This is a genomic window from Bradyrhizobium cedriense (assembly GCF_054602315.1).
This window is the reverse complement of record NZ_JBTSWB010000014.1, coordinates 57,298-77,267: the sequence shown is the minus strand read 5'-3', so window position 1 is coordinate 77,267 and position 19,970 is coordinate 57,298. Positions and strand designations below refer to the sequence as shown.

Annotated in this window: 15 protein-coding genes and 1 pseudogene; 7 read left to right on the top strand and 9 right to left on the bottom strand. The window is 57.1% G+C overall.

Annotated elements, in window-relative coordinates; all coding sequences use genetic code 11:
* Positions 1–201: 201 nt before the first annotated feature.
* The 7 genes and pseudogenes from ACYCVF_RS36110 to ACYCVF_RS36080 all read right to left on the bottom strand — a co-directional run bounded on the left by ACYCVF_RS36110 (position 202) and on the right by ACYCVF_RS36080 (position 8,240).
* Positions 202–987 (bottom strand): enoyl-CoA hydratase/isomerase family protein, encoded by a 786-nt coding sequence (locus ACYCVF_RS36110; protein ID WP_459607487.1) that lies wholly within the window; start codon positions 985–987, stop codon positions 202–204.
* A 524-nt stretch (positions 988–1,511) separates the two neighbouring features.
* Positions 1,512–1,806, bottom strand: a pseudogene (locus ACYCVF_RS36105) (Clp protease/crotonase-like domain-containing protein); the annotation flags it as partial.
* A gap of 288 nt (positions 1,807–2,094) precedes the next feature.
* A complete protein-coding gene (locus tag ACYCVF_RS36100; protein ID WP_459612958.1) occupies positions 2,095–2,562 on the bottom strand; it encodes a Crp/Fnr family transcriptional regulator in 468 nt (155 codons plus the stop codon).
* Positions 2,563–3,906: 1,344 nt separating this feature from the next.
* On the bottom strand, positions 3,907–4,785 hold the full coding sequence (locus tag ACYCVF_RS36095; RefSeq protein WP_459607491.1) for an IclR family transcriptional regulator: 879 nt from the start codon (positions 4,783–4,785) through the stop codon (positions 3,907–3,909).
* Between the two features lie 505 nt (positions 4,786–5,290).
* Positions 5,291–6,055 carry an ABC transporter permease gene (locus ACYCVF_RS36090; RefSeq protein WP_459607492.1) on the bottom strand — a complete coding sequence of 255 codons (765 nt, stop codon included), beginning with the start codon at positions 6,053–6,055 and terminating at the stop codon, positions 5,291–5,293.
* A gap of 57 nt (positions 6,056–6,112) precedes the next feature.
* The gene (locus ACYCVF_RS36085) at positions 6,113–6,937 is read right to left on the bottom strand and encodes an ABC transporter permease (RefSeq protein WP_459607494.1); all 825 of its coding nucleotides are present in this window, start codon (positions 6,935–6,937) and stop codon (positions 6,113–6,115) included.
* A 511-nt stretch (positions 6,938–7,448) separates the two neighbouring features.
* Positions 7,449–8,240 (bottom strand): SDR family oxidoreductase, encoded by a 792-nt coding sequence (locus ACYCVF_RS36080; protein ID WP_459607496.1) that lies wholly within the window; start codon positions 8,238–8,240, stop codon positions 7,449–7,451.
* 175 nt (positions 8,241–8,415) lie between these two features.
* Between ACYCVF_RS36080 and ACYCVF_RS36075 the strand changes: the two genes are divergently transcribed.
* Entirely contained in the window at positions 8,416–9,501 is a 1,086-nt protein-coding gene (locus tag ACYCVF_RS36075; protein WP_459607498.1) for an ABC transporter ATP-binding protein, read from the top strand.
* Between the two features lie 139 nt (positions 9,502–9,640).
* The gene (locus ACYCVF_RS36070; RefSeq protein WP_459607500.1) at positions 9,641–11,323 is read left to right on the top strand and encodes an MFS transporter; all 1,683 of its coding nucleotides are present in this window, start codon (positions 9,641–9,643) and stop codon (positions 11,321–11,323) included.
* A 354-nt stretch (positions 11,324–11,677) separates the two neighbouring features.
* On the opposite strand, the gene ald is transcribed toward ACYCVF_RS36070, so the two are convergent.
* Complete coding sequence (gene ald / locus ACYCVF_RS36065) at positions 11,678–12,790, bottom strand: alanine dehydrogenase (protein WP_459607502.1); 1,113 nt, start codon at positions 12,788–12,790, stop codon at positions 11,678–11,680.
* Positions 12,791–12,922: 132 nt separating this feature from the next.
* Here ald and ACYCVF_RS36060 point away from each other — a divergent pair, with 132 nt between their 5' ends.
* The 5 genes from ACYCVF_RS36060 (at position 12,923) to ACYCVF_RS36040 (ending at position 18,555) form a co-directional block, all read left to right on the top strand.
* Complete coding sequence (locus tag ACYCVF_RS36060; protein WP_459607504.1) at positions 12,923–13,411, top strand: Lrp/AsnC family transcriptional regulator; 489 nt, start codon at positions 12,923–12,925, stop codon at positions 13,409–13,411.
* Between the two features lie 1,794 nt (positions 13,412–15,205).
* Positions 15,206–15,496: a Dabb family protein gene (locus ACYCVF_RS36055; RefSeq protein WP_459607506.1), complete on the top strand. Its 291-nt coding sequence runs from the start codon at positions 15,206–15,208 to the stop codon at positions 15,494–15,496.
* Between the two features lie 181 nt (positions 15,497–15,677).
* Entirely contained in the window at positions 15,678–17,072 is a 1,395-nt protein-coding gene (gene pabB, locus ACYCVF_RS36050; RefSeq protein WP_459607508.1) for an aminodeoxychorismate synthase component I, read from the top strand.
* The gene (locus tag ACYCVF_RS36045) at positions 17,069–17,653 is read left to right on the top strand and encodes an anthranilate synthase component II (protein WP_459607510.1); all 585 of its coding nucleotides are present in this window, start codon (positions 17,069–17,071) and stop codon (positions 17,651–17,653) included. The genes pabB and ACYCVF_RS36045 overlap by 4 nt, the downstream gene beginning before the upstream one ends.
* Before the next feature lie 410 nt (positions 17,654–18,063).
* Entirely contained in the window at positions 18,064–18,555 is a 492-nt protein-coding gene (locus ACYCVF_RS36040) for a hypothetical protein (RefSeq protein WP_459607512.1), read from the top strand.
* A gap of 239 nt (positions 18,556–18,794) precedes the next feature.
* Here the strand turns inward: ACYCVF_RS36040 and ACYCVF_RS36035 are convergent, their stop codons facing one another.
* Positions 18,795–19,955: an acyl-CoA dehydrogenase family protein gene (locus ACYCVF_RS36035; RefSeq protein WP_459607514.1), complete on the bottom strand. Its 1,161-nt coding sequence runs from the start codon at positions 19,953–19,955 to the stop codon at positions 18,795–18,797.
* Positions 19,956–19,970 lie beyond the last annotated feature (15 nt).

The window sequence follows — 19,970 nt, the reverse complement described above, 5'->3', positions numbered from 1 at the left end:
GAGGGAATCACAAATATCATTTTGCAAGAAAACCGCCTCCCAAGCACCGCTTGCTGGCAAATCCAATCCCGGAAATTCCGGCATTTTCCTTTACCGCTCAATTGCTTCAGGATTCTTCACGGACGACTAACCATGCAAGCTAGGGCAGGTGTTGCGTGGCCTGCGATCCTGCCTGTGATCGCGGAACAACGTGGCTAAGCCTTACCGTCCCCTGAAATTCGCCATACGACGTTCGGTGGTAGCCCTGACGCCTTCCTTGAAATCGTCGGTTGCGCTCAGCCAGGTCTGTTCGACGATTTCGTGGTCAGTCGCGGCGAGCACGCGATTGGCAAGATCGCCACGCATGGTTGCACGAGTCGAGATCAGCCCGAGCGGTGAGCACTTGGCAATCTCTTCCGCGAGCTCAATTGCGGCGGATCGCACCTGATCCTGCGGCACCAGCGCGTTGGCAAGCCCCCAACGATAGGCTTCCTCACCTTTAACGCGGCGGCTGGTGTAAAACATCAATTCAGCATTATTCTTGCCGATCAGCTCGGGCAAGGTCACTGTCAGCCCAAAGCCCGGATGAAAGCCGAGCTTAGTGAAGTTGGCGGAAAAACGCGCCTCGGGGCAGGTGATGCGGAAATCGGCCGCCAGCGCTAGCCCCAAACCGCCGCCGATGGCTGCGCCATGGATCGCGGCAACGATCGGCTTCTTGTTGCGAAAGATGCGCACAGCCTGCAGATAGAGATTCGCGGAGGGATCATTTGCCGCGCGCTCCTGCTTATCCTGCGGTGCAGGGTCGTTGAAGTTGGCGCCGGCGCAAAACGCTTTTCCTTGCGCGGCGAGGACCGAGCTTCGAATGTCGATGTTGCGGTCAAAATCTTCTAGCGCATCCGCGATCTGGTTGATCAGAGGGGTATCGAAGAAATTAAAGGGAGGCCGTCGAATTTCGATCAGGCCGACATGGCCATGCGTCTCAACTGCGATGTCATTAGAGTGGCTCATGCATGATCTCCGAAGATTCCAAAGCTAAGGGAGGGGCTGACAGCGGACCACAATTCGGCAACGCCGCAGGGAGCGGCACGCTTCCCAAGTTGATCGGGAAGAAAAAAAGCCGCCCCGCAGAAGGGGGCGGCCCAGTTGTCGTCCGTCGCGGGAGGAAAAGATACGACGAACAAATCCGAAAACCCAAATGGTTGCTGACCCACAATCGCAAGAAGCTCGTCGAGCTAACTTACGAGATATTACCTAGCGATATATAGTATTGCAACATGATTTTTGCGGGCCATCTCGGGAGGGCGCTGAAAAGGAGACCGATGCAAGTACGAGGTGGTACGTCATGGCGATTAAAGACCCTGGGGTTACTCAGCGCCGGAGGAAAACCACGCCGGCCGACCGGTCTGATTTTGCGGCACGTTGATCTCCATGCTCGGCGGCCAAGCTAGGCGCGCCGTCTAGCGGCAGGCCCGGGGATTCATACCCCGCAGCGGTTTACGGGTTAGCGCAGTCGCGCGAATCCGGGCTCATACCACCCGATTGACCGCGGCGATGATCGGCTTGTCGCGATCGAAGCGTGCCGGGAGGCCGTGAGGCCGCCCATGTTGATGCCGCGTCCGTCAGCCGCGTACCATTGATGTCGTTCCCGGCGTAGAATGCCTTGTCGCCGGCGCCGCTGATGTTGCGATCCATTGCTTGGCGTCGGCGACGAAATCGCCGCACACTTTGTTGAGCTCGAAAATGCACCTCGATGTGGAGCGCGCTCTTCAGCTCACGCCGCGATAGCGTGATGATAGTGATCAGGCCTTTGCGCGCTACCTGGAGAATTTAAAGTCTATCCTCTCTCCTTCATTTGAGGTCGAATACATGCGAGATCGCTCTTGAACTTTCAGTTGTTCAAATGATTTCCCGTCATCAAGCGGAGGCGCCGAGCAGGTTAATCGCGCCTCTCGCCGCCGCACTCGACGATTTCCCCAACCGCTCCAATGCATGGCGACTTGTGCAATACGCCCGCGTCCTCGCTGTATCCTTTGTAACGGTGTCGATCGGGCGACGCGCGACCTTTATGTTCCGAGGACACGGCCGTACCCTTCAAGGTTGGCCCAACCCAACTATTTATTTCGCTTGAGCAAGCCAAAAATTGCCCTGATTTGCGCCGTCGCCAGGCAATTTGCTTCCCCGAAAGCTAAACTCACTACTGGGCTGTCGTTCTGCGTGGGGCAGCTGTTCGGGCGATACATAGGCATCCGCGATAATCCCATAACAACTGCATGCCTTATGTTTGAGGCGCTGGCGCTCGTGTATTTGGAGAACGCCTCGCATCTTTTGAATTAGGCCCTGTTCCTCAAAACGGATGAGGGTCTCGGTCACCCCTGCCCGACGTAATCCAAGAACGGCGGAAAGGTAGTCGTGAGTAACCGGGAGCACATGATCGTCGATTGCATCACACGCCAAGCTGAGCCAGCACGCGAGCCGCTGTTCGCGATCGTGCCTGACCCCGCAAAATCCACTCTGAGCGCTGTGTAGGTCGAGCGCTTGAACGTAGTTAGAAAGATGTTCTCTAACCCGAGGGCGCTCGCACATAACATGACGCAAGCTGTCGAGATGGATCCTATGCGCACTTCCGGGCAAAACCACAACCGATTGCCGGGTCGGAAGATGCCCTCCCAACAAGAACGAAGCGCCGACGACGCCCCGATATCCTACCACCGCGGTTTCCAAAATAGTTCCCGCAGTAACAATTCTCAGGGAGATAAGGCCGGATTCTACAAAGTATACGTGCTCGGGTCGCCTTTTCGGCTCCTGCAAAACCATCCGCTCTTTCAGGCCGACGGGCTCTAGGCTGTCAGCTATTGCAGCTAGATCCTGAAGAGGAAGTCCGGCCAGAATCGCATTTTTCACACGAGGTCGCGAATTGAAATACCCAGGCATTTTACCCCCTACTGATGAATCGTGTGCGGGAAATGTGCTGCGCGCGCACGACCGATCCTTAGAACGCTTGCCGGCAGGGACTGGGAAATTCACAACCTCGTATTTCATCGTAATATATTATATTTTGGTGACGCCTGCAAGCTTTATTCAGGGGCGTCCCAGGGGCCAATTGAAAAATGAGAGGCCCTGCCACGCGCAGCTAAACCTGCGCTCGGCGGGTAAGCATTGAGCGTCCCGACAGATATTCACATCAGGATGCCGAGGATGGGCAAGCTGCAGTTCAATCCAACGTTGGGCACGATCCGCTGGGTGCAGCAACTCGGCGGCCTTGGTTGAGCCACCGCACTCGAAGTGGCCTATTGGCCGATCCTCCTCAGACGCTCGAGTTGGTGTCGCCCCTAAAGGTCGAGACTCGCCGTATTGTCGATTGAAGCAGCCGCATTCCTGCGGTCCGGTAAGAGCGCATTGGGCCGCTCGCCAGCGCAATCTGTACTATTTGACGGGCCTCGTGCATGAAAACAATCGCAATAGAACACCATACAGGCTGCGCCTTGCAGTCGTCTTCATGGGGCGATGGGAGGGGGGCGTTGAAAAGCTGAACTAGAGCTCGCCCCTTGTCCAAGTTCGATGATCTAATCGCAAGGTGAGCGTTCGAGACACGCGTCAGCTGTCGGAAACGCCTTCCATTGGACAGAGTGGCGCGTCTTTTGTTGACGGCACCATGCTCGCCTTCGATAATTTGAAGCTTATCACGCGTCCGGCTGAACCGGACCGAGACCACCTAGTCTCGAGGGTGTCGACGGCCGAGTCCGGTGGACAAGCGATCGAGCCGATCGCAAATGACTGGCGCTCTTCGCGCATGTGAACGAGCGGGAGCTTCACCAAAGCTACACTGCAGCGGACTTTCCAAGGAGCAAGCAGAAGCAAAACCAGCTCTGGCTCTCCACCAAGTCCCTTTGCAGACGTCATGCTCGGCTGAGCGACCTAAGCGAGCTCTCAGTAGGCCCCCATCGCGAGCGAAATTTTCCGAGCCGCAGCAATTGTCGGTGGCACTAATTTCTCGCGGGCTTCTTGGACAGTCAGCCGACTAACCGGCCCGGAAAGGCTAATGCCTCCCAGCACCGTATTTGAACCATCGACAATCGCCGCGCCCACAGCGGTTTCGTGGTGGAAGTATTGGGACTCGGACACCAAGTATCCATCTTTCGCAGCCTTGTCTATGAGCCTGCGCATTTCATTGGGATTAGTGACCGACTGATCTGTGTATTTTTGATAACTCGTGGCTCGAATGATGCGATCTCGCTCCTTTGGCGGAAGGCGAGCCACAATGGCCCGCCCTGCGATGCTGTAGAGGGCAGGCATACGTAGGCCGATCTGGACATTGGTCGCGACGATATCCAGGCTAGGAATTCTCCAAACGAGAATGACGTCGATTCCCTCTAGCACCACCAGATTGACCGTTTCCTTGGTCTTCTCGTGAGCTTCAACCAAAAACGGCTGGGCTCGCTCGATCAGGCCGTCGCTGTAGGTATACGCATAGGCGAATTCAAGCAGCCGAGGGGACAACGAAAATTGCTTCGTATCCTCGTGCTTTCGCACCAGGCCCAGCTGATGAAGAGTGAAAAGGAAGCGCTGCGCGGCACTCTTGTCCAAACCGGTAACCTTCGTGACCCCGGCCAGCGTCAACCGGGGTCGCTCTCGGCTGAACGCTTTCAGCACTACGACCGCTTTTTCGATTGAATTCACAAACAGGGAATGTTCACGAGCATCCCCTTTCCGCTGCTCACGGATTTTGGGGCCCGCCTTCTTGATCCCATCGGGGCTATTTGGACCGCGTTGCAAAGCCTGACGCTCCGACATTACCTTAAATTGCATCCCAAGTATCCAAAGTCAATTCTAGCGCGCTGTGTCCCCTCATTAACCACCGAAAATTAAAGTGTGTATCCGCACAAAGATCGGATTGATGGCCCAGAATCGACGCACAAGTCTCGTTAAGCTGCGCCTTAGCATCCGGAAGACGCGCCGGCAACTGCTGCGAGGCGGGCGACAAGCCAGCCCCCTTTCCAGACACGGCTCGCAAATCCCAGCAGGACAGCTAGACCCAATGCGAGCGGAGGCTAAGGGCACATCGAACTGAACTCAAGAAGGTCGTTTGCGGAGCGTTCCTCGTCCGCAGCGTCTGTAGACAACGTCAAGCTTCGCAAGACGCGAGCATTCGATTCGAGGTCTTTCTTCGAGGACCATTGCAGCAGCCGCTACATTGAAAGCGGCGAGTGGCCGGCCGAGCATCGAAGGGCGTTTCAACATTCGGCATTCGTTGTCCTGTAATCGACCAAGCCGATCCATTTGTTCGTAGCTGTTGCGGCGCGTCCTTAGCGATCTATTTGGCCGTCGTGCGCCCTCTGGTCAGCGCAACGGTGGCAACACAGATGAAAATCGAAAGAGCGGTGAGGATTGTTGCGATCGCCGCCAGAACGGGGGCGCTTTCCCACTTGATGCTCGAATACATCTTGACTGGCAGCGTCATGGTGCTCGGCCCCGTGATGAACCAGGCGATCACAACTTCGTCGAACGACATCAGGAATGCGAACAGTCCTGCGGAGATCAGCGAAGGAATGAGTTGCGGCAGCACGACCTGGCGAAATGCGCGCCACTGAGTGGCGCCCATGATGACTGCCACCTTTTCCAGCCGCTCGTCCAGATTCTCAATGCCGGCCGATATCGTCAGGATCACGAACGGCGTGACGTACATCGCATGGGCAAGGACCAACCCGACGATCGTGTTGGTGAGGGAAATCCGCAGATAGTAGAAGTAGAGCCCAAGCGAAATCACGACGACCGGCACCAGCATGGGGCTCAAGATCAAGAGCACGAGCAGCCGCTTGCCGGGGAAATTCGTGCGCGCGAGCGCGTAGGCGCCCGGCACCCCGACCAGCATCGCGAGCGCCGATGCGAGTAGAGCATAGGCCGCGCTTCGGTATGTCACGACCAGCCAATCGGGCGAGCCGAAATATTCGCGATACAAATCGACAGAATAATGCGTCGGTGGAAAGACCAGCTCGACCTTGTTGCCAAACGAAATCGGCACGATGATCAAGCTTGGGAACAACAAGTAGATGTAAAGGATTGTGGCCAGCGCGACCACAATCCAGCCCTTTGAAAAGGCTCGCTCTGAAACGGTCGAAGTCAAGCTGGCTCTCCTTCAGATCAAACCGTTGCTGCCTCGGAGCTTGCCGACCAGGAGCAGGAGCGTTGCGCTCACCGCAAAAAGAAGCACGGCAATGGCCGATGCGGTCGCCCAATCCAGCGACTCACGCGTGTAGAAGTCGATGAGATTGGCAACCATCATATCCTGCCGTCCGCCGAGCAGAGCCGGCGTAATGAAGAAGCCAAGGGAAATGACGAAACACATGATCGCGCCGGCGACGAGACCAGGCGCGCTCAGCGGAAACGTGATCTGCCAGAAGATGCGGAGATCGGACGCGCCCATTACCGCGGCGGTCTTTCGCAGATCCGCGCTTTGCGCAAGCAAACTGGAGAGCAGGGGGAATACCACAAACGGGATCAGGTAATTGCTCATTCCGACAAGGACGCCCACACGATTGAACATCATCGGCAGGCGCGGCAGCCCCACGGCGGCGAACGCACTATTGACGATCCCCTGATCACCCAGAACAACAATAAAGGAATAGCTCTTGACCAAAATGCTGGTCCAGAAGGGCAACAGAACGAAGATCAGGAAGATCGGGCGCCACCGATCGGAAAGCCGGGACAGATGCAGAGCGATCGGGTAGCCCAGCAACACACTTACAACGGTCGAGGCCACGGATATCTCGATGGTTGTCCATGTGACGCGAAGGAACAGCCGGCTCTGGAACAAATTAATGTAGGCATCCAGGGACGGATGGGCAGCGCCGAGACTATTATAGACGATGAAGGCGAGCGGCATGAGCAGGCCAAACGCCATGACGGCCGACACCGGGCCCACAAACTCGACCAATTCCCGTCGATTCATCTCGATTGACATAGGAGCTCAATACGATTTTCTATATCGGATTGCAATATGATTTTTTGTTCCCGTTGGCCAGAAGGGGATTGAGACCGAGAGCAGCGAATATGCCAGAAGGTAAAGTGCGATCGAGGGGGTGCCCGCTCCACTTCACCGCCTCGAGAGCAGCCGCCGCGGCGACCCCATTAACCGCCACGTGGCGGGCGTCGCCGGCGCGATGAGAACGCTGGGAGGCTTTCCGCCGGCTTGACCTCGCCTCGATCAGTTGCGTATCGCATGGACGCGGTATGCCGAAGCCTCGCCACAAGCGGAGTCGCCGCGCGTTTGTTTTGAAACGGTGATCTGCGCATTCATCTACCGACTAAAAGCCAGGTCCTTGCGATCGATGTCTTCGTGCGCAGGATCGCCCTCTTCCATTCGGACTTCGGCAAAGCGCAAAACTACTCAGGTTGCCAAAAGGCCATTGCTAAGCGATTGACTTCGCCGCGAGAGCTTTCTCTCGTGCTCATGAAACAGCGTGCGGTGAAACCTAGAAGGCATAGCGCCCGATACCGCCATCCATCACGATCGTTGAACCGGTCAAGTACGCCGCCTCACGGCTAACAACGAACGCGACGAGCGCCCCAAACTCCTCAACCTCACCGAAGCGTTCCAAGGGAATGTGGCTGGTCATTCGACGGGCAGCCTCCGAATGGCTGGTTTTCTCGGCCAGCGCCTTTTCATTAATGCGCCGAATCAGCTGCGCAGTATTAAAAGGTCCAGGCGCAAGGACGTTCACTCGGATATTATCGCCGCCAACCGCATGGGACAACGTTTTTGCCAGGCTGGAAACGCCAGCACGAAACGCATTTGATAGGATCAATTCGTTCGGCTCACGGACACGCGATGCCGTGATGTAGGCTATATCGCCGATCTTCCGCTTGCGCATATGCGGCACGACCAATCGGGTCAACCGCACAGCACTCATTAGAAGAAGGTCAAAGGCTTGGTACCAATCCAGATCGTCGAGATCTTCGACTGTCCCGGACCGCACATGGCCGGAATTGATTACCAATATATCGAGACTATCGAACTGCCTGAGCGTTTCTGCAACAAGCCGCTCTGTATCGGCAGCCTTCGTGAGATCTGCCGCTATTGCAATAGTCGATCCATTGCCACTGGCAGCATCGATTACCTTTTTTGCTTTAGCTAGTTTCGTCGTATCTCGACCAGAGATCGCAACGCGCGCTCCAGCGGAGGCGATCTTGATGGCTGACGCAAGGCCAAGACCTTCGCTCGCTGCGGTAACAAGAGCCGTTTTACCGCGAAGGCTGAAACTCATTGCCTATATTCTCCATTCCTAGAGAGAATTGGCCGCTTTAGTCACTTCGATTGACATAGGTAACTTATTACGACCTTGCATATCGGATTGCAATATGAAACATTTTTTGCGATAAAACGACAGCTACGGAGGAGACTTCTAGGCAATGCACGGAATAAAACGGGCTGGACAAACAATGGATAAGCCTTTGCAAGCTGCGGTGCAGTTTCGCGATCTCAGAAAAAGCTATGGACCCGTCGTCGCGCTCGACAGGATCAACCTGTCCATTGCGCCCGGAGAATTCTTGACCTTGTTGGGTCCAAGCGGCTCGGGCAAGACGACGCTGCTCAACATCGTTGCGGGGATGGTGATGCCAACCGGCGGCGCCGTGTTGATCGATGGCCGCGACGTCACCCATATCGCCGCGCGCGAGCGGAATCTGGGCATGGTTTTCCAGAACTACGCGCTGCTGCCGCACATGACTGTCTTTGACAACGTAGCTTTTCCGCTGCGCATTCGCAAGTTTGCCAAGCAGGACATCGAGCGTCAGGTCATGGCCGCACTTGACGTGGTCCGCCTGAGGGATTTCGCGCAACGGCAGCCGAAAGAACTTTCGGGCGGTCAACAGCAGCGGGTCTCGATCGCGCGTTGTCTCGTCTACAAGCCAAAGCTCATCCTGATGGATGAGCCGCTTGGGGCTCTCGACAAGAAGCTGAGGCTCCAGCTCCAGTTCGAGATCAAGAAAATACACGCAGAGCTTGGCGTAACGATTCTTTACGTCACTCATGATCAGGAGGAGGCGCTGGTTCTGTCCGACCGGATCTGCGTCATGAACCATGCTCGCATTGAACAAGTCGGCACTCCCAATGACCTTTATTTCCGGCCCACGAACGAGTTTGTGGCAGATTTCCTGGGAGACTCGAACCTGGTCACTGGAACTGTGGATCAGGCCTCCGGCGACGTCGCGCGGGTTCGAACGAATGATGGATCGGTGATCTGTTGCTCGCTGCAGGGCGATGTCAGCTCGGGCAACCCGGTCAAGGTGATGGTCCGGCCAGAGTCGGTTCGACTGTCGCGGCTTGATCGACCTGGCACGTCTGGACTGCGAGGAGTTATTCAAAACCGCGCATTCGTGGGCCACGCGATCCGGTATGTGATCGCGGCAGGAGATCAACGTCTCGCGGGCTTGCAGAATAGTGGCTCCGGAACGCCAATCCTCGAGCCCGGCGAGGAAGTTTGGGTCGACTGGCTGCCAGGCGACGCGATTGCGCTCCGTTCGTGAGCCGCCTCAGAACCCAGGTTGGCCAATGAGGCTTGATGGACCAAGTGCGGGCACGCGTGATGATCCCGTTCGAGCTCGACGGCAGCCTCCCCTGCTGTGATCCAGAATCAAGGTACGGGCAGGCCAGACAGGATCCAATATGACTGATGCGTCCAAGCGCCAGATGTTCAGCGCTGAAGGCATCACCGCCCCTCTGCGCCATGTCGCCTTCCGGCGCATCTGGCTCGCGAGCGTGCTTACCAATCTCGGCATTCTGATCCAGGGCGTCGGCGCGGCTTGGGCAATGACACAGATGGCGGCGTCCGCGGACCAGGTCGCACTGGTGCAGACGGCGCTCTTCCTGCCCGTGATGCTGATCTCGATGCCAGCCGGCGCGATTGCCGACATGCATGATCGGCGCATCGTGGCGCTGGTTGCGCTTTCGATCGAGCTTTGCGGTGCAACCGCGCTGACTGTTCTCGATTGGCTGGGTCTTGCTACACCGAATCTGTTGCTGCTGCTCTGCTTTGTGGTCGGCAGCGGCATGGCGCTCATGGGGCCGGCCTGGCAATCCTCGGTCAGCGAGCAGGTACCGCTGGAGACACTGCCGGCGGCCGTTGCGCTCAACGGCATCAGCTACAACATCGCGCGCAGTGTAGGGCCGGCGATCGGCGGTCTTGTGGTGGCGACCGCGGGCGCAATGGCTGCGTTTGCGCTCAATGCGCTGCTCTATTTGCCCCTGATGGTCGCGCTGTTCCTGTGGAAGCGCGTCTCTGAGCCCTCTCGCCTGCCCCCTGAAAGGCTCAACCGCGCCATGATCTCGGGCGTGCGCTACATCGCCAATTCGCCGGCGATCAAGATCGTGCTGATCCGCACCATGGTCATCGGCGTGATCGGCGGCGCGATCATCGCGCTGATGCCGCTGGTGGCGCGCGATCTCCTGCACGGCGGCGCTCCCACCTACGGCATCATGCTCAGCGCTTTTGGCCTGGGCGGCGTGATCGGCGCTCTCAATATCCCCGAGATGCGCAAGCGCATGAGCGGGGAGGCCGCGATCCGCGCCTGCTCGGTGTCGATGGGCGGAGCCATCGCCGCGGTGGCGCTGAGCCATCAGGCGGCGTTGACGGCGGCTGCGCTGGTCCTGGCGGGGGCGGTGTGGATGATGGCCTGGGTGCTGTTCAACATTGGCGTGCAGCTGTCGGCCCCGCGCTGGGTGGCGGGCCGTTCACTTGCGGCTTATCAGGCGGCGGGCTCCGGCGGCATTGCCGTAGGTAGCTGGGGCTGGGGCCGTCTCACCGATGCCGTCGGGGTTGAAAACGCGCTTCTGGTCTCGGCCGCCCTGATGCTGGCCTCGCCGCTCCTGGGGATCTGGTTGCGCATGCCACGCACTGGCGCGCGAGGCGAAGAGACCAAGCTGCTTGCGGATCCCGAGGTGCGGCTCGCGCTCACCGCGCGCAGCGGACCACTGGTGGTCGAGATCGAATATCGCGTCACCCAGGACAATGCGCGGCCGTTCCACAACCTGATGCAGGAGGTGCAGCTGTTTCGCCAGCGCAACGGCGCCTATGGCTGGTCGATCGCACGCGATATCGCCGACCCCGAATTGTGGACCGAGCGCTATCACTGCCCGACCTGGTTCGACTACCTGCGCCAGCGCAACCGCTCGACCCAATCGGAGGTCACGCTGGAACGACAGGCCACGGCGTTCCACCTCGGCCCCGATCCCGTACGCGTGCGCCGCATGTTGGAGCGTCCCTTCGGCTCGGTGCGCTGGAAGGATGACACGCCCGATCACCCCACCAAAGACGTACTCCCGGTCATCACAAGCGCAGGCAGCACGTAAATTTCTATCGAAGATCAACGAAAATGCGATTTGGATACCAATGACCGGCCCTGATGCCCGACAGCGATCAAACTCGCGTTGATCTATCACGCCGCGAACGGCCTGTTAGATTACGAAGATAGCGGATCACTCAACTGAGCCCTGAAGCTATGTGAATCCGCCGAGCACTGGCGGTATTGCGGCGTTAATGTGCCGCAACTCAATGGGCGTTCGCCCTGCCTTGGCTACCCGCTCAGCCATTTGTCTGAGGTAGTCTGCGCATCCACGCCGCGTTCCACCAATACACTATAAAAAAGGCCACTCCGAAGAGTGGCCCAAGTCAGGGAGGAAACGTCCCCTAGGGGACCTCTGGGATCAGGCAGCAGCCTGCTCGATCGGTGAGAACGGCAGGCCAAGGCTCTCGGCCACCGCTTTGTAAGTTAGCCGGCCCCGATAAACATTGAGACCAGCGCGAAGATGAGGATCTTCAAGCACAGCTGAAAAGCCCTTGCTGGCAAGAGCCAAACCAAATGGCAGAGTGGCATTGTTCAATGCCTGGCTTGAGGTCAGCGGGACAGCTCCCGGCATATTCGCCACGCAGTAGTGAACGACGCCGTCAACTTCATAGGTCGGATCCGCATGAGTGGTCGGACGCGATGTCTCAAAACATCCGCCCTGATCGATAGCTACGTCGACGATCACCGCCCCTTTGCGCATCGAGCTCAACATGTGACGACTGACCAGTTTCGGCGCGCTCGAGCCTGGAACGAGCACTGCGCCAATAACAACATCTGCCGCAAATACCTCCTCTTCGACCGTGTCGATAGTTGCCAACCTAGTACGAACACGTCCTGCAAATAGTTCGTCCAGCTGGCGAAGCCGGGGTATCGAACGGTCAAGGATAGTGACTTCGGCACCCAGACCGACGGCCATGCGCGCCGCATGCGTGCCGACAACGCCGCCTCCGATCACGACGATGCGGGCCGGCTGGACGCCCGGAACGCCGCCGATCAGCAGCCCTCGCCCGCCCGCATTCCGCTTCAGGGCCGCACCGGCCGCTTCGATCGCGAGCCTGCCTGCGACCTCGCTCATTGGTGCAAGCAACGGAAGGCCACCTTGCGAATCGGTCACGGTCTCGTAGGCGATCGCCGTGCAACCAGATTTGATGAGCCCTTGGGCCTGCTCCGGGTCTGGCGCCAGGTGAAGATAGGTGAAGAGGATCTGGTTCTCTCGCAGTTGCACCCATTCGGACGGCTGGGGTTCCTTGACCTTCACAATCATCTCGCTCGATGCAAACACCTCGCGAGCGGAGTTCACGATCGTGGCCCCGGCCTTGCGATAGTTGTCATCCGTTGCGCCAATCCCAGCGCCGGCATTGGTTTCGACCAGCACGCTGTGACCGGCGGCTACATATTCGCGAACTGCGCCAGGGGTCAGGCCCACACGATACTCGTGTGTTTTAATTTCCTTGGGAATACCAACTTTCATTTTTTCAATCTCCGATTTGGACGGCCTCTTGTAATCGGTAACGCGGTTTGTTTTTCTTCAAACTTGCGAAATCGCAGACGGGTAATGCAGAAATTCAGCGATTTTCGACGCTCTTACGCAGGAATCGCACAAATGGATACCGACAAGATCGACATGACGCTCCTCGCCCAACTCAGTGCTAATGCTCGGATCAGCCAAACCGAACTTTCGAATCGAATGGGCTTATCCAGCACCGCCATCGCCCGCAGACAGCGCGCGCTGGAAGACGAGGGTTACATCATGGGCTATCAGGCGATACTTGACCTCAATCGTTTCGGCCTCAGCACAACCGTGCTCGTTAGGGTTACGCTGGGCAGTCAAAGCGACGAGGCACTAAGATTGTTCGAGGCCGGCATCGTCAAATGCCCATCTGTGATCCGCTGCTTTCTGATGTCGGGAAGCGACGACTATCTCTTGATCGCGCTCGCCCGTGACATCGAAGACTTTGAGAGAATCCACCGAGTTGAGCTTTCGTGCCTTCCGCACGTCTCGCGCATCCAGTCGAATTTTGCCATCCGAGAGATCGTCAATCGGGCAGTACCTCCCGTCATTTTTGGAAAACCGGGACGCCACGCGCGATAATCACTACAAGGCGCGTCTCAGACGAGATCGCGACGCCAGCTAGGATTGCTTTTCCAATCCTTGCGTCGCGCTGAGCGGACACTTTTCGCTTCAGGATTACATTGTCAATCAGGCAAGTCGAGCCGACATGGGCCGCAACACCAAGCGCCGCGGGTCGCTCGTGTCTCGCGTGAGGGTGTCGGCATCGACGAGTTCAAGGTGCTGCAACCGATCAGTTTTTCCCAACTGCCGCTCGGCTCCTGCTAGGATCGTCTCGACTTCACGCTCTCCTGTCCGAAATTCGGCCTCTGCTGCTAACAGACTTCGACTGGTCGAATGGTCGCCAGAGCGTGCGGACGCTCCTCTACGTTGAGATTGTAGCGCATCGTCGGCTCTCCGGCACCGCACCTTGAATCCGCCCTGACATTGACGCGCTGAGGCGACAGGCCAAGATGGTGCATCACAGGAATTTCGCAATAGATCAAGGCGCCATCATTCGACGCGCTTGGCACCACCCTCGAGTTCAATGGCGTCGGCGCCGATTTTGCGGTTTGATATTGCCCGTGCCGCTGCGTTTGCGTAGCTTTTCGTTGATGTATTACGCTGCCCGCAACCAGCGAAGCCAGTTATGGTCCGCCTCTCGGCGGACCCTGAACCGCTCCACGCATTTTTTGGAGCAAAAAGCCGTTCGCCAGTAGTAGTAGCGAATGAGCCCAAACTTTCCGCCGCATATAGCGCATCTGACTGAGCTGTCCTGACACTTATGGGACCCCTTGCGCATTCTCGCCTCCTGTCAGCATCACGTGATTGGCAGCTGCATTTCGTCCACCCGCAGTTGACGATGCGGTATCGCGCGGCGGCGCGGACAAGGGGGCGAAAGTCCCCCTTCACGGATATGGCCACGTTGTATCGCACTATGCGACGATGTAGCTCTATACAATATATTAGCGCGACAATTCATGACGGTCAAGTGACAACAGGTTTGTATGAACTGAAAGGATTGGAGCTCAAAGGGCAAGCGGCGCTTACCGTTTGGTCCATTGCTAGAAATCGCAACGTGGCTGGATAAGGTCAATGATCCGGTCAAATCTTCGCATTGACAGACCGCGGCCAGAGACTTGCTGACTCACGCTTGATAGAGCCCGCTACAGGAAGCAAGAGGACCATGCCAGCGGGAACTCAATCTGATGCCGGCGACACGTGAATTGATGTCCTGATCTAATGTAGCGACTGGGCATAAAGTCGCGCAACGGGATGGAGGTAGTGTCGAGCGCGCCCACAGCGCCGAGCGCCTTGCCGCAGGTATACACGACGACTATGTTTTCGCGTCCCTCGTGCTTGTTCTCGTTTCTCTTGTTCACGAAAGTAACCATGAAGGAGCATGAGCCGGTCGGGCCGACTTTCGAATAAGCGCCCATAACGACCCCGAGGCGATCGAAAACACTATCCGTGATTGGCGGGCACAGCGAGGACCAGGCCGCGTCTATTGTTTTTAGCACTCGTTCTCCTGATAGATAATCTATGAACGAAAATGCGACGACAGCGCATCGCTGACTCGCATCATCGCGGGCAAGCTGGAGCCAGGCGCCCCCTCTCCAGCAGGATCACGTCGCGCGTGAACCGCGATTCAATCAGGTCACCGCCTCATTCTCCAAGCATTGCGAGCGTACAATCTCGATCAAGCCTGCAACCTGCTCGCCACATACAAACGATTGAGCGCTTTGGCCGCGCGGCGGGCAAGCAATTGCAGATGTTGCAACGGACTTGATCTCAGGATAGTTAAACTACCGACTTGCACTAATCGCCAAACGTTCCATGATTCGTCATATCGTCTTATTTTCCGCCAAGGATAAGGCCTTCATTGATCAGATCATTGAAGGCCTATCGGTTCTCACGACAATCCCTCATGCTCGACGGCTTGAGGTTGCTCGAAACCGCAAGACCGACCAGATCGGCAATGATATCGATGTCGTGGTGTATGGTGAGTTCGACAACGAGACGGAACTTGCCGCCTACAAGGCGCATCATGTTTACCAGGAATCGATCAGGCGGGTCCGGCCACTCCGAGAGCTGCGGTTGGCGGCCGACTACAACGTCGACGGATAGCTCTTTGACCTGAACGATAAAAAGTAGCCAAATTGATCGGCAGCGGGTCCTCTGGCGGTAATGAACGTGATCGTCGACTTTGAGAACTTGCGGATCCTATGCGAGCGTTGCTTACATTGGAGCGAGGATTGCAATCTGAGCGTCCTTCCAAGCACGACCATTTTCGGCAATTGAAAGCCTAATGTACGTCCGAGAGCTGGAGTGGATCGACCCCGTGTCGGCGATGCGACGCGTCGCACATCGACCGCACCTTACGTTTCTCGATAGCGCAGCAAAGCACGACCCGCTTGGTCGCTACTCATATTTGGCCTGTAATCCGTTCAGCACGTTCATGGTCGCGGATGGACAGGCGAGTTACAACGGTGAGGCCCTTATGGGCGATCCGTGGGAAATTCTTCGCAGCCTTCTCGCCAAATTCCCGCAAGTGTATCGCCCCGATCTCCCCCCGTTCCAGGGTGGGGCGGCCGGCTTTTTTGCCTACGATTTGAACAGGACATTGGAGCGATTGCCGATGCCAGAGATTCGCGCGCGCCGGCCGCCCCAATCGATGCTCCATTTCTATGACGTGGTCCTCAGCTACGATCACCGAGACCACAGATGCTGGATTGTTTCTACCGGATGGCCAGAGCGGGATGCCACCCGTCAGAAGGAGCGCGCCCGCGCTCGCGCAGATGGGCTTACAGCTTTGCTTTACAGCGCAAACCAAGCTGAGAATGAGTGCCCGGGTACTTTGGGCGTATGGGATTCGAATTTCAGCCGCGCGGGCTACGTCGCAGCGGTAAGACGCGTTATGGATTTCATTCTGGCTGGAGATGTCTTCCAAGTGAACATTGCGCAGCGCTTTAGCATGCGACTGCAGCCGTCATTTGATCCGTTCGCTTTCTACAGCCGGCTACGGTCGTTGAACCCAGCTCCCTTCGCAGCCCTACTACGCTACGGCACGCTCACTATCGCATCGAGTTCGCCGGAACGGTTTCTAAGACTCGACCAACGGCGGGTCGAAACGCGTCCCATCAAAGGCACGATTGGACGCTCCACGAATGTTCTGGAAGACCAGCACCGCGCTGGACGGCTCCTCGCGTCCGAGAAGGATCGCGCCGAGAACACGATGATCGTCGATCTCCTGCGCAACGACTTGTCACGGGTTTGCACTCCGCATTCGATTGATGTTCCGGCCTTGTGCAATCTCGAAACCTATGCCTCAGTGCACCACCTCGTCTCGATCGTTACGGGAGAACTTGCAGAAACCGAAGACGCTGTTTCGCTGCTCCGAGCTTGCTTTCCTGGCGGCTCGATTACCGGCGCGCCAAAGGTGCGTTCGATGGAAATTATCACTGAGATCGAGCGCGTGGCGCGAGAGGTATATTGCGGAGCGATCGGCTTTATCGGCTTCAACGGGTACATGGACACAAATATTGCGATTCGTACCGTAACGATCAACGACGGCCTGGCTCAGTTTCATGCAGGTGGCGGCATAACGGCGCTATCGGATCCAGAAACAGAATATGAGGAGACACTCGCCAAGGCCCAGCGCATCTTCGATGCATTTCGTTCTGAAACGTCCGGTGGACTTTGATTGTCATTATCGACAACTATGACTCCTTTGTCTTCAACATCGCCAGGCATTTCCGAAAGCTCGGAGAGGCCACGGAAGTGATCCGGAATGATGCGATCAGCGTCAATGACGTTATTCAGCTTAAGCCGCGCGCAGTGGTTATCTCTCCCGGCCCCTGCACTCCGCTTGAGGCTGGAATATCGAACGCCGTGGTCCGCGAACTTTCGGGACAGCTTCCAATTCTTGGCATCTGTCTCGGGCACCAGTGCATCGGCAGCGTTTTCGGCGGACGATTGGCCCGTGCGCGCCGCCCTATGCATGGTCGATCCTCTTACCTAACCCACGACGGCCAACAGCTCTTTAAGGCTCTCCCATCTCCACTTTGCGTTGGTCGCTACCATTCCCTCGTCGTTAAATTCGACTCGTCAAGTGCGCCTCATCTGTTGGTGACAGCCTGTTCGGAGGAAGGCGAGATCATGGCGCTCGCACATCGCTATCAACCAACATATGGCGTGCAGTTCCATCCTGAATCTATTCTTACCCAAGACGGAGACGTCCTGCTCATGAACTTCCTACGACTCGCTAGGACTTCCCGCGTGTAAGAATTGGAACACTGTTCGCACACGCAAACACTCGATGCTCTGTCCTGATCGCGATTAGAGGTATTATGGGCCGCTCGTTGACGCTCGCGCTGTACATTGACGGGTGGCGGCACCGATTACCACGCAGGCCAAGTAATCATCCACGATGTATCGCGCTTTTCAACGTTTCGCCTATCGCTTGACCGAAAGCAGCAATCAAGCTGCTCGACGGATATGGCGGATGTCGCGGCCAAGTTGAAGCTCTCTCGCTTTGCCTGGCTCTACCTCACCAACTGCGGGGTTCCCCAAGCTGGTCTCGACCTATGCCCCGTCCTGGAAGCAAATAATCTGCAACGACAATACGAGCGCTTCGATCCGATCCGCCGTACTCAGCCTTTTCGTCGGATCTCGGATTTGGACCGGGAGTTCGGTTGGAATCCGAGTGTGCGCTACTTGAGGAAGCGGCCATTCGCTGCCGATTCACGAGTCCGATCCACGATAACACGGCGGCTGCAATCGCCGCCATAACGTTCGCAACAAACAAGCGGCGAAAAGATTTTGATCGCTCGGTCATGGAGCACACGTTCTTTCATGCGCGCGCCAGGAACACATTGGGGCACGATCGCATGGTCGACGGCGTCCTATTATCTTTTCGCGAGCTCGAGTGGATCGAATGGTCTTCTCAAGCCAAGTCTTTTTGGGAGATCGGCATTATTCTTAGCGTAGCGTCGTGGACCGTCGCAGTTAATCTAGGTAATGCCGTGTTCGAACGATTCGGTAAGCAGTCGTTCGGCTGGCTGAATCAAAAGCTCGAAAGTAATTGGCGACTATTCACGGTCATCCGGTGCATTTGCACAGAATTGCGTTTCCAATACCTTCTGTGCTTTGACGTCCAATACAGAACGGTCGTGAGCGAACGTTAGAAGCCCTAGTCATGGAGACGCTTCGAGCCGCGGGAGTGATCTGTTGGGCGAGTGACGTCTTGAAACACTTCAAGGATGGCCAACGACTTTCGATCACGCAGATGTGCCTCCTGGGAGCAACTCACATTGAAATTGTTGATCGGCTGCATCCGATCGTGCCATTTGCGTGAGCGCTCCGTTTGGTTTCCTAAGCGGATAGGATCAGCGGCAGAATTGTTGCCGCGACTCCGGCATCTGGGTCAACGCAAACCAAGGCCGCGGGCTATGATGCCTCGCAACACTTCAGTGGTACCGCCCTGGATCGTGAGTTTCGGCGCGGACTTGATCGCAAACGACAGCTGCTCCTCGAGCATCTCGCGGTTGCCGACGTTATCTTCGACGAAGGCGGCGAGATCGCGCAATCGGTGAGCGAGTTGCTGATCCCACACCGTGCCGATGTCCTTGACGATTGAGGCCTCTACGACCGGTTCCTCTCCAGCCTGCATCATACCGGCGACCGAGACAGACATGCGGCGCAAGGTGTGGAGCTGCGCGACCACACGTCCAATGCCTTCGGCGTTACGGACATCAGGCTGGTCGCCGATCGCGCGCACCAGTTCGATGAGCACGTGATGGGTGTCGAGGAACCGCTCCGGACCCGCGCGCTCGTAGGCGAGCTCGCTGACCGCCTGCTTCCAGGCGCCATCGATTTCGCCCAGCACATGATCGTCAGGAACGAAATGGTCAGTGAATACGACTTCATTAAACTCGAAATGGCCAGTGATTTGAGCAATCGGGTTCACCTTGATACCAGGCTGTTTCATGTCCACCAGAAACTGCGTGAGCCCATGGCGCCGATTTTCCTTGGTTGGCGGCGATGTGCGGAACAGTGCAATCATGTAGTCGGCAACATGCGCCAAGGAGGTCCAGATCTTTGTGCCGTTAATCAGCCATCCCCCATCAGTCCTGCTCGCCTTTGTTTTGGCCGCGAAGAGGTCAGAGCCGGAATTCGCCTCGCTCATGCCGATAGCGAAGCACAATTCTCCGCGACAAATGCGCGGCAGGATATTGCTCTTGATGTGCTCGGGGGCATATTTCAGGAGGACTGGCCCGCTCTGTCGATCAGCGGTGAAGAATTGGCGCGTAGGCGCGTTGGCAACTTTCATCTCCTCCGTCACCACATACCGCTCAAGAAAAGAGCGCTCGTGGCCACCATACTTTCTTGGCCAAGTCATCCCGATCCAGCCGCGCTCGCCGACCTTGCGCGAGAAACCCGACACATCCGCGCCCTCATGGTTCAGTGAGTGGGGGTTGAACGTACCGGTCGCGATTTCTTCCGCAAGGAAGGCGCGCACTTCCTTGCGCAATTCGTCGCACTTGGGCGGCAACCGGATCGGGTCAAATCGCAAAGCTGCGGTCATATGCAGAACCTTTCC

What these genes read in the sequence shown, in the direction of transcription:
- ACYCVF_RS36100 (WP_459612958.1), bottom strand. Translation starts at nt 2,562, where the DNA reads ATGTGCGAGCGCCCTCGGGTTAGAGAACATCTTTCTAACTACGTTCAA.
- ACYCVF_RS36095 (WP_459607491.1), bottom strand. Translation starts at nt 4,785, where the DNA reads ATGCAATTTAAGGTAATGTCGGAGCGTCAGGCTTTGCAACGCGGTCCA.
- ACYCVF_RS36085 (WP_459607494.1), bottom strand. Translation starts at nt 6,937, where the DNA reads ATGTCAATCGAGATGAATCGACGGGAATTGGTCGAGTTTGTGGGCCCG.
- ACYCVF_RS36035 (WP_459607514.1), bottom strand. Translation starts at nt 19,955, where the DNA reads ATGACCGCAGCTTTGCGATTTGACCCGATCCGGTTGCCGCCCAAGTGC.
- ACYCVF_RS36080 (WP_459607496.1), bottom strand. Translation starts at nt 8,240, where the DNA reads ATGAGTTTCAGCCTTCGCGGTAAAACGGCTCTTGTTACCGCAGCGAGC.
- ACYCVF_RS36055 (WP_459607506.1), top strand. Translation starts at nt 15,206, where the DNA reads ATGATTCGTCATATCGTCTTATTTTCCGCCAAGGATAAGGCCTTCATT.
- ACYCVF_RS36110 (WP_459607487.1), bottom strand. Translation starts at nt 987, where the DNA reads ATGAGCCACTCTAATGACATCGCAGTTGAGACGCATGGCCATGTCGGC.
- pabB (WP_459607508.1), top strand. Translation starts at nt 15,678, where the DNA reads ATGTACGTCCGAGAGCTGGAGTGGATCGACCCCGTGTCGGCGATGCGA.
- ald (WP_459607502.1), bottom strand. Translation starts at nt 12,790, where the DNA reads ATGAAAGTTGGTATTCCCAAGGAAATTAAAACACACGAGTATCGTGTG.
- ACYCVF_RS36060 (WP_459607504.1), top strand. Translation starts at nt 12,923, where the DNA reads ATGGATACCGACAAGATCGACATGACGCTCCTCGCCCAACTCAGTGCT.
- ACYCVF_RS36070 (WP_459607500.1), top strand. Translation starts at nt 9,641, where the DNA reads ATGACTGATGCGTCCAAGCGCCAGATGTTCAGCGCTGAAGGCATCACC.
- ACYCVF_RS36075 (WP_459607498.1), top strand. Translation starts at nt 8,416, where the DNA reads ATGGATAAGCCTTTGCAAGCTGCGGTGCAGTTTCGCGATCTCAGAAAA.